The organism is Morganella sp. EGD-HP17, assembly GCF_000512315.2.
Lineage (GTDB): Bacteria > Pseudomonadota > Gammaproteobacteria > Enterobacterales > Enterobacteriaceae > Morganella > Morganella morganii.
The window spans coordinates 1-9,741 of the sequence record NZ_AZRH01000028.1 but is presented as its reverse complement, the minus strand read 5'-3'; the positions used below and the strand labels follow the sequence as shown (position 1 = coordinate 9,741).

The following is a 9,741-nucleotide window of genomic DNA, read 5'->3' as shown; positions in this document are numbered from 1 at the left end:
CCATATTTACGGGCATCGTGATACCCCGGATTTTACGCAGCACCACGGTGACCGGTCACCTTATTTTGACGGCAGCGGCTGCATTTTCAGCCCGGTGTTTTCCGGCGCCTGCGCCACCTTTTTCACCTGGAGCACGACAATAATATCGGTCTTGCTGTTTTCGTCCGATTTTGACCGGAACGCATCCGGCAAAAATGAGAAGCCGGTGTTCGCTTCGCTGTTCTTGGTTTCCGCCAGTCCGCCGAGGACGATAATGTCACCGCTTTTCATATTCACATTGGTCTTAATTTCCCGCTTTATCAGCGTGGGGGAATTGTTGACGCCGGTTTCTGTTTTGGCGAAATTGCTTAACTGCTGGGTCACGTCCAAATCAATCAGGTGCTGTGTTATCAGCGGTTTCACCGTGAAAATCACCCCGCTGCTGCGGTACTCAACCGACTGCACCGGCGTTTTGTCGTTATAGGTCACAGACGACAGTACCGGCACATCTGAGCCGACGCTGAACGTGGCATTGTGCCCCGAGGCAACACGCAGATGCGGCGAACTCACCACATTAAACCGGCTGTCCTGACTGAATAATTCATACAGCGCATCCACCGAACCGCCGGAGAACTGGATAAAGTTGCTGTAGCCGGAAGTCGTGTTAATGCCCACATTAAACCGCCCGGAAAGCAGGTTCGCCGCCAGTGCCATCCCTGAGCCGTTTTTCTCCTGTGTCTGCACCTCGAACACATAAGCCGTGATTTCGGCCTGCTCTGCCCGGGTATCGAGGTCGCTGAGCAGTACTTTCAGGTGACTGATTTCCGCCGGAGTGCCCCGGTAAACAAGAGTGTCGCCTGTCGGACTCAGGTAGCGAGGATTAAGCTGCACAGGGGTATACACCGTCCCGCCGCCCGGTGTCTGCTGTCCGGCCGTGACCTGCGGCGGTGACATAAACACCTGTGACAGTGCGGCATAGAGGTATTCCACCGTCCGGTAACGGGGCGCGTAGGTGAATGAGACGAGTTTTTCCTGCGGCACATCCGGAATGTAACTGTAGATATAATCAACGTTGTTACGGCGGCTGACACGGATATTGAGATTGGACAGATAGCGGGTGATGAAGGCTTTTTCGTCCAGTTCGCGGGTCAGTTTCAGCGTCATGAGCCGGGGGTCGTCCGCCAGTTCCGGCGCCAGCATAAACGGCTCGTTAAACACGTCTGTCCAGAGCAGGGAGACCGCGTCGGGCAGCGGCATTTTTTTAATGTCCAGCTCCGTGCCCTTTGCATAAACACCCCGGGAAAACAACAGTGCCAGAAACATAACCACCGGCATACATACAACAGACCGGAACGCCTGCCGCGGGCGAAAACGACCCGAATCAAAAATAACATATTTTTGCTTCTCCCGTTTTTTCATAAAAACCTCTCAGTAAACATAATTAAAATGATAACGGTAAACCGGCATACAGGATGCGCCTGCTGACGGGAATGTACCGCTCTCCCGGGGCTGAATCAGCAGAGCGGCATACACAATCAGCTATCGTGGAATGGACGGTGTTGCCCACAGAAATAAACACCACAATGTCACGGGCTGACTCTCTCTTAATGAAAAAAATGAATATGAAAAATGTAAAAAAAATCATATAAAACAAAATTTTTCCGTGCCGCTGTTTCTTTCTTTCGTCTGCGACAATCAGGCTTTTTTGCCGCTGAACGCCCGTCAAAGGCAAAACACGCTTTGCAGGGCGGAGGGAGGGGGTGAGTATTTCTCTGATAGTCCCCCTGTTTTAACGGCGGTCAGGCAGCGGATTATCCCTGACGCAGCGGTGTGCCGCCTCCCATGCCTGCGGCATAAAACCCAAACCCCGCCCCTCACCTCACAGCAGGCACGGCGGTTGCCTGCCGGTGCCGCTGACACACCGTGTACTGTCTTCCGGCTCCGGTGCTGCTGACAGCCCGCAAAAACCCAACCCCCCGCGCGGTGCCGTCTGTGGTTCCGGTGCTCTGTCTTCCGCCCTTTTAAAAAGGGCCCTCACCCGCAGTATTCCCTCCGCCGCGGTGTTCTGCCTTCCGTGTCCGGCGAACGGCCTCACCCCCGCACCGCACTTCACCCCGGGAGCCGGTGCCTGCCTGCCGGTGCTGCTGTCCTGTCCTCCTGCCTGCGGCAAACGGGCAACTGAGCCACTGACCGCCCGCAACACATCCCCCTCACCCCCGGGGAAAGAACGGCGGCACGTGCTGCCTGACCCTCCGCATGTTTACCGGCGGCCTGCCTGAGGCAGCCGGGGGCACTCACAGTGACAATGAAACCGGGGAACCTGCGGCCGCAGGGAGTTTACTGCCTGTCACCCCCGCACCGGAGTACGCGGTAACCCGTTCCCCGTCTATCTCTATCTCCTCAGGGATGCTCTCCAGCGGGAAATATAACGGGACATAGCGGTAAAGCCCGGTAGAGGTATCACGGACAATCAGCTTTGATTCCCCCCGGACGGTGATATGCCCGGTCAGGCGTAATGTGGCTGACAGGGGAAGAACGGGTTTAACCGGTCTCTCCGGCGCCGGGGTGTCAGGGACAAAAGACGGACGGGCAACAGGCGCAGCCTTCTCCGCCGGGGCAGCAACAGGAACCGCCTCCTCCGGGGAAGATGAAAAATACCCTGACCAGTAAAAAACAATCAGAACCGGCACCACAAACACCGCGATAACCGGGTAAAGCACACTCAGCAGCCTGCGGAAAAGACTGCGGCGGACAGGGGCGGGACGGGGCAGTTTAACGGGCGGCAGAAGACTGTAAGCCCCCTCACCGTCCGCACCATCACCAAACGCCGACAGTGTGTCATGCACCCCGAAGAAATCCTTCGCCCGGAATGTACCGCTCTCAATGGCGTCACGTTTACGGCGACCCTTCTCTTTCTGCAGAAACGTGCGGTAACGGACAACATGCGGAAGCAGACTTTTTTTAGCCGCAGTGCGCCCGAACTGCCGGGGAAACAGCAGCTCCGCCATCGTGGTGACAAACGGAATGCGCAGACTGTCCAGCCGGGAGAGTTCGGTCACATATTCCGCCATCCCGTCAACCAGCTGCTTATCCAGCATAAACGAGGCCTGCACCTGACAGTACACATCCCAGCCGTATTTACGGGAATTCACAAACCAGTTAATGAATTTAAGCCGCTCCGCATCCTTGAACGTCCGGGCATTCAGGTATAATGAGACCTCATCTATCAGCAGCACCCCGAAGTTCTCAAAATCATCCTCAGGACACCCGCGCCCCAGTGCCATCAGGTCGTCATAGGTGAAATTTTTGGGAATGACCGACACCGGTTTATCCCCGTCCGCCGATAATTTCAGAACATCCAGCGGGTAGTTAGCCGCCACCCGGCGCCCGTTCCGGTAAGCCGAACAGGCCAGCATAGAGCAGTAAAGCCCCTTTCCTGCCCCGAGCGCCCCCGTTACCAGTGTTACCGCCATAACGCCCCCTTATTTGCTGTCCAGTGAATACTTGTATCTCGCAAACATCCGGCGCTTGAAATTCACCAGAAAGTTGAGCGAATACGCCGCCCCGAGCGTTGACATACAAAATGCCGTATTGCCCGGTAACAGACTGATGCCCGTTATCCACCACTCATGGCGGAACAGCAGACTGTCCGACAGCAAAAGCGACAGCCATTCCCGCGTGGCGGTCAGCAGCAGGACATACAGCGAAACCCAGACCCAGAAAAACAGCCAGAAACGCCAGGTGGCAAACCCGATGCGCTTGACAAACACATCAAAAATACCCGCAACAATGACCCACATAACCGCTACTCCTTACCGACATTGCGGTGATACATACGGAAACACGCCAGCGCCGTGAGAAAATACAGCCCGAACTCCACGACACGCCGGAAATAATCATCGTAATAATCACAGGCGGTTGACGTGTCGAAATCAAACTCCGCCTTGACACCCTGCGTAAAATCAAGGGAGGTGTGCCGTTTCAGCGGGATACAGGAACCCGGCGGACGTCCGGCGCGACCGTAAAATTCCGGCGGCAGTTCAAAGGCCAGTGTCAGATCCGGCAGATTATCAAACATGCTGTCCAGAACACCCTGCACCTCGTCAAGCGTCCCCTTGCCGTACGCCTCCATGCCCAGTTCGTACTGCTCTTTCATGGCCTCAGTATCGATATCAATGCCCTCACCGTCCGCTTTCTCACTGAGTTTTTCCATCAGCGCGTTGTGATTGGCATTCATGTCGTCATTGAATTTCTGAATATCACCGTGATAATTACCGCCGGTTGTCCCGCCGCCTGACCCGCTGCCCGTGCCGATGTTCTTCACATCCTTTTGTGTCTGGTCTGTGGTTTTGCGGATTTTCTTAAGCTCAGCCAGCATTTCATGATTGAGGTTAACCACCTCATCCAGCATCATCCCGTTCGCCGAGGATTCCGCCTTAAGCTGATACAGGTCAGATTCCTGACGCACGCCCGACAGATACGCGAGATGACTGTACTGAAGCGTCAGGTCAAGCTTACCGTTAATCTCATCCTCCTCTGCCGTCATAATCGTGCAGACATCATCCCCCATCTGAGGGAACTCAAGTGTCCAGGCATAACACTCATACTTACCGGCAGAATTATGAGACAGCTTTTTCAGCGGAAGACGGGTCGGCGGATTAAGAGTATCCGGCGGATAACCATAACGGCATCCTTTACCCGGGCCGGTGGTTGCCACGTAATCACAGTAATCCTGATAAACATACGCGTAGTACTCAAGCAGCGTGGCACCGTTGACCATCTGCCCCGCCGTTATCCCTTCCGGCCACGGCTGTTTGTACCCGGAAACCAGCGGAAAATCATCGTCCGGGCCTCCTGCGGTCATTTTGCTCGGCGGGTGCCGGATATCGGACTCACCTATCGGTGTATAACGGCCTGAATAGTTCGACGGGGATTCACAGCGGCTTTTGGAACAGTACGAGTAATACAGACAGCCGTCATAGTTGGCGTAATAACCGTCATAGTCCTGCCATGCATCCGAAAACTGCACATTCGGATACGCCTCTTTTTTACGGCAGGTATCCCCCGCCGTAATATCATGGTCAGGCAGTCTGTTGCGCGGTGACCACCACGCAATCACCGCCACCGATGCACCGCTCACCGACTGCGTGGACACATCCGATACCGCCTCCCAGTAACAGCGGTTCACATACCCGAAATACGCCCCCTGAATATAAGCCACTGACGGCAGTGCGCCGTGAAACTGCGGGCGCAGCAGGCAGTCGCTGTCAACGGGTAAATCCCCGTCCAGGGAGCGCTGCTCAGGGGACAGTGACGACAGCAGCCGGAACGGGTTTATCACGTCAGCACGGGCAAGTGAGGAAAACAACAGCAGGATAATCAGCAGAATACGCATTCACGGACTCCGGAAAAAAGGCGGCAAACGCCGCCTTCGTGATGGGAACTGTCAGACAGGATTACCCTGCGGCGCGGGAAATAAAACCTTTGATAAGACCGAAACCGGCTTTAGCCGCAACCACCACGCCCAGAATGGAAAAACCGGCGGCAACCGAGATACCGACCACATCAAGGACGGAGTTGGTAATCGGTGCAACCGTCCCTGCATTGATAAAATCTGTGATTGCCGGAGGCGTGGCATCGGCTGCAGAAGCCGCTGCGGACGCCACTGCCAGTGACAACACAGTAGCAGCCTTAAAAAATTTACTTTTAACAACAGTGAATAATGACATTATTCTTTCTCCGAATAAGTTGATGTAAAAAAAAGACGGGAGATAAACGAGAACAACACACCGGCACCGAATCCCGTTAACATCAGTACCAGCCAGAACGACAGCACCAGATACAACGCTTTGGTGCTCTCATCCAGTGATGAGGACAGTATCGAATCACAGATAACAGACCACATACCGCCCCCGGTTAATCACCGCCGGCCAGCAGACCGGCAATGAAAAAAAGTGAAAAAAATATCAGTGACAGACCTGAAAACAGCAGCGTGAACAGGGTCATGACGGATTACCTTATTTCTTCGCTGTCAGTGACTTACCGTCAAAGCGCAGCAGAGAACCGGACACATACTGATACCAGACCCCGTTATTGTCGCGGGATGTTGCCCATGCGCCCGGCACAAACGTGATATACACCGGCTGCTCGGAAATCTCCGCCTCCACCGATTTCAGGAACTGATAATCCTCCTGGCTACAGGAGTATTTTCGGTACTCCGTTTCACGCACACGCAGCTTTTCATTGTCAAACGGTACGGCCAGAACAAAGCCGAACTTCTCCTTCTGGCGGATTTCTTTTTTACCGTCCGCACCGGTCACTTCCGTTTCCTGTATGTCAGAAAGCACATGCGAAAAGTGCCCGCCCTGAACGGCTGCGCATTTAAAACCTTCCGGAAGGTTGTTTTTAAACTGATAACGGTCAATAAGATTTTTCATAAGGTACGTCTCTTTAGTAGTGGCGACAGTTATTGTCACGAGTCCGAGGAAAACAAAAGCGTCGCAGCCTCCTCCGTCGGCTGAGGCGCTTTTGTTTTCAGAAGACACAGGGAAAAAAGCACTTTTTGCCGCTGACATCAGAGCAATAACCCGGAAAACAGGCAGAAAAGCACAAAAAGAGAGCAGCACACAAAGCGGGGAATGTGACGCTGTCACCGGTAACCGGTTTGCCCTTCTCACAGCAGATGATCCAGAAGACCGGGAAGATGAACGCCGTCCTCGTATTCATCCTCAAAATCGTCCTCACCCTCCTGATTTTCCAGGCAGTCAAGGAATCCCGGGTCAAACTCATCTTCACGGCGGCGCAGCAGCGTCATGGCAATACGGTCAGCTTCTGTCATTTTTCTTACCTCACAGGTGTTAAAGCGGGTGATAAAAACGTGGTCACGGTAATGAAATCCGTACACACTTTCGTCGGCTTCTTCGTCATAACCGTTGGTACGCGGAACACCCGCCACCGTCTGGGTCAGGTAGTACGGACGCACCACATTCTTAGAAAAAAAGCCGTTATTCAGTTCGATATAACGCCGGAAATCCCCCTCATCCGCCGCCTGACGGAGCGCTTCAAGCTCCTGTTTTTCCGCGTCGGTGAAATGCGTCAGGGAAATATCCCCGGACGACAGCGGGGCGCGCATCCGGCGTAACAGGCGGTAGACCGTCACACTCGGACAGCCGTAGAACTGGAACAGGCGAATACCGGATACCCGCGACCAGACGGACACCCGGCTCACAGCCTGCTGAAAGGTGGCGGATGAATGGTGATCGTTCAGGGATTCAGTCCCTTTTGCGTTCTCAAATCCGGCCATTTTGGTGATGTACTTGATGATGTAGGAAAAGCCGTCCCCTTTCTCCGGATCCACTTCGGTGATTTTAATGCGGTGTTCCTGTGCGCCCTTTTCATCCGGACAATCCCGTAACGCCTCTTCCCGGAAAACGTCCAGAATCTCAGCACACAATGACGGTTGCGCATAGAACAGAAAGTTCCAGTGTACGCAACCGTCCGCGTGCGGCTCAACGGTACGCAACCCCGGTATTTTGATGCCTGATTTATTCAGGCGTTTACGGATCCGGGTAAAGGTGTCCAGCAGCCACTGATGGGAGTCCCGGACGGACGGCATACCCGCTTCCACCCATTTCGGATTTTCCGTGTGCCATTTTTTACCGGTTTTGCGGTTATGCAGCGTGGTCACGGAATGGAACCGTGACGGACAGGTCAGCACCACAAAATGCCCTTTCAGGCCGGACGATTCCGCCAGTGTGCAGACCCCTTTCGACCGGACAATCAGCTCAGTGACCCGGTTTGCCTTATTGGACACCGACGCGTCAAACGCCTCTTTCAGTGAGCAGACCAGCTTATCGTCAGCGTCAAAAATCCCCATCGACTGTAAGAATCGTTCGGTACGGGTATCTTTGCGCTGATAGTGGGACATCAGCCAGTCCGGTGAATACGGACGCAGCGGGGTCAGCATCATCAGAATGCGGGAGATTTCCATCACACGGGACAGGCGCAGGCGGTCAATGAACCGGCGTACAAAATTCGGGTTCATAAACCGGTAAATCACCCCCGGATAATCGTGGGTTTTCACCCGTTTCAGCACGGACTCGCGGGGGAAATTAAAATCAGTGTCAACCTGTGCGGCAATGACATCCACGAACACCTCACAAAAGAGATCAACCTCTTTCGCGGAGACCGGAATTGACCATAACGGCGAATCCGACAGGGTATTAACAAAATCCGTGGCGGTAATCTGCAAATCAGCATCAGAGCAGAACAGGTTTATATTTTTGCCTTTGCCGTCCGGTGTCACAGACACCAGTGCATAAGCGGCTTCCAGACGGGCAACGGCTTTTTCGGTGCCGAGTCCGGTGACCAGATGGCAGAATGCATTCGCGGCAGAGACTGAAAACGAGCCGAAGCCCGAACACAGGTACGCCGCATACCGCCGCCAGTCCACGGAGAATGCCGTCAGTTCCGGCTCATGCGTGAAGATGATCCGGTTGATGCGGGAATCCAGCCGGGGCAGGAATTCAGATTCGGTCAGTCCGAAACGCGCCTGATAACGGCGGCAGGTCAGTAAGAAGTGCGCCCGGGAGCCGGACGCCTGTGTTTTATTATGATGATATTCGTGCTGTAACTGATGGGGCTGGTGCTGACGCGAAGAAAAGGTGAAGTAATCGTTGTAACTGTTCAGTAACTGAGCATTCAGCACATCCCTGTCGGGGTGCTGCTGAAAATGTTGGCTCTGTTTACTGGCTGATAGTTGCACCACTCACCTCAATGTATACATATTACGAATTACATTGAGGCAAAAAGTACACCTGTTTCAGATTACATGTCAACCGGTAATTGAAAATATGTGTACATGTTATAGGATGGAATATTAAGTACGTCACATACGGAATAAGTAAAATGAAAGAGCCATTGAAAAAAACAATTCGCTTAAAAGATAGTGAAGCCATTGTTTTAAAAGATATTTCTTATGAATTAACAAAAAAAAATATAATGAATGGGCGTAAAGCAATATACAGAGAATCCGATATTGTTCACTTTATACTGGAATCAAAAATCAACATGGTTGATGTTAATGAGAATGGCGAATTGATATTGAAAGATGAAAAAAAATAAGATCACCGCAACCTATTACGTTTGCGGTGATGAGGAATAATCGCAGTATAACGTGCGGCGACTCAGTCGCCTTTTTTCGCGCCCGGCGAAAATGCCTCTTCGAGATCTTCCGGTAAGTCCACCTTCTCAGAATCCCGCTTAAGCTTTTTATATTCCGAACGGCGGCGCAGAGCACTGGAGAGGGTGTAAAAGACCCACAGCGGAAGACAGGCAACCAGTAAAAACGCGTATATCGTTAAAATGGCATCAGTCGAAATCACAGGAAAACTCCATAAAAAAAGGGGGCGCAGCGATGAGCCCCCCTGAAATATCCACGATTTAACACAAAAAATAATGAGTACGTATTCAGAACAAGTAAAATTTAACTATATGAACACGGCATGATCAACCCAAAATTCGCCGGATTCCCGTCATTGTTGCATGATCGTTATATTAATTCCGGTTATGTGACGCAGGTCTGTTTTATGCCCTTACGTAAAAATAATCACGTAACCCGGCGGGATTACGTGAAAAATCCCGTTATGGCTCGCATAATGCGCGCTATGTTAAAGACGAACCGCTCCGGCACCGGCGGCAAACAGTCTGCCGGTGCCGGAACGAACCCACTTGCAACATAACGGCATGTACCTTATGCGAACC

General features: G+C 52.9%; 12 protein-coding genes. 3 read left to right on the top strand and 9 right to left on the bottom strand.

Annotation, left to right across the window (positions count from 1 at the left end):
- Positions 1 to 60: 60 nt before the first annotated feature.
- Positions 61 to 1,302: a type II secretion system protein GspD gene (locus X965_RS18080; protein WP_253280789.1), complete on the bottom strand. Its 1,242-nt coding sequence runs from the start codon at positions 1,300 to 1,302 to the stop codon at positions 61 to 63.
- Positions 1,303 to 1,451: 149 nt separating this feature from the next.
- Between X965_RS18080 and X965_RS19420 the strand changes: the two genes are divergently transcribed.
- Positions 1,452 to 1,628, top strand: coding sequence for a hypothetical protein (locus tag X965_RS19420; protein WP_156341089.1), 177 nt, complete (start codon positions 1,452 to 1,454; stop codon positions 1,626 to 1,628).
- A gap of 645 nt (positions 1,629 to 2,273) precedes the next feature.
- On the opposite strand, the gene X965_RS18070 is transcribed toward X965_RS19420, so the two are convergent.
- The 7 genes from X965_RS18070 to X965_RS18045 all read right to left on the bottom strand — a co-directional run bounded on the left by X965_RS18070 (position 2,274) and on the right by X965_RS18045 (position 8,743).
- Complete coding sequence (locus X965_RS18070) at positions 2,274 to 3,452, bottom strand: zonular occludens toxin domain-containing protein (protein ID WP_072144602.1); 1,179 nt, start codon at positions 3,450 to 3,452, stop codon at positions 2,274 to 2,276.
- A 9-nt stretch (positions 3,453 to 3,461) separates the two neighbouring features.
- Positions 3,462 to 3,779 (bottom strand): hypothetical protein, encoded by a 318-nt coding sequence (locus tag X965_RS18065; RefSeq protein ID WP_036419581.1) that lies wholly within the window; start codon positions 3,777 to 3,779, stop codon positions 3,462 to 3,464.
- A gap of 5 nt (positions 3,780 to 3,784) precedes the next feature.
- The gene (locus X965_RS18060; RefSeq protein ID WP_036419579.1) at positions 3,785 to 5,374 is read right to left on the bottom strand and encodes a hypothetical protein; all 1,590 of its coding nucleotides are present in this window, start codon (positions 5,372 to 5,374) and stop codon (positions 3,785 to 3,787) included.
- A gap of 61 nt (positions 5,375 to 5,435) precedes the next feature.
- Entirely contained in the window at positions 5,436 to 5,708 is a 273-nt protein-coding gene (locus X965_RS18055; RefSeq protein WP_036419577.1) for a hypothetical protein, read from the bottom strand.
- A complete protein-coding gene (locus X965_RS19415) occupies positions 5,708 to 5,884 on the bottom strand; it encodes a hypothetical protein (RefSeq protein ID WP_156341088.1) in 177 nt (58 codons plus the stop codon). The genes X965_RS18055 and X965_RS19415 overlap by 1 nt, the downstream gene beginning before the upstream one ends.
- A gap of 112 nt (positions 5,885 to 5,996) precedes the next feature.
- A complete protein-coding gene (locus X965_RS18050) occupies positions 5,997 to 6,416 on the bottom strand; it encodes a hypothetical protein (RefSeq protein WP_036419574.1) in 420 nt (139 codons plus the stop codon).
- A gap of 236 nt (positions 6,417 to 6,652) precedes the next feature.
- Positions 6,653 to 8,743 carry a replication endonuclease gene (locus X965_RS18045; protein ID WP_172794101.1) on the bottom strand — a complete coding sequence of 697 codons (2,091 nt, stop codon included), beginning with the start codon at positions 8,741 to 8,743 and terminating at the stop codon, positions 6,653 to 6,655.
- A gap of 143 nt (positions 8,744 to 8,886) precedes the next feature.
- Here X965_RS18045 and X965_RS18040 point away from each other — a divergent pair, with 143 nt between their 5' ends.
- Positions 8,887 to 9,102, top strand: a complete 216-nt coding sequence (locus X965_RS18040; protein WP_036419572.1) for a hypothetical protein — start codon at positions 8,887 to 8,889, stop codon at positions 9,100 to 9,102.
- A gap of 62 nt (positions 9,103 to 9,164) precedes the next feature.
- Here X965_RS18040 and X965_RS18035 read toward each other — a convergent pair whose 3' ends face one another.
- A complete protein-coding gene (locus tag X965_RS18035; protein ID WP_036419570.1) occupies positions 9,165 to 9,362 on the bottom strand; it encodes a hypothetical protein in 198 nt (65 codons plus the stop codon).
- Positions 9,363 to 9,482: 120 nt separating this feature from the next.
- On the opposite strand from X965_RS18035, the gene X965_RS18030 reads away from it, so the two are divergent.
- On the top strand, positions 9,483 to 9,719 hold the full coding sequence (locus X965_RS18030; RefSeq protein ID WP_156341087.1) for a hypothetical protein: 237 nt from the start codon (positions 9,483 to 9,485) through the stop codon (positions 9,717 to 9,719).
- The last annotated feature ends 22 nt before the right edge of the window (positions 9,720 to 9,741 follow it).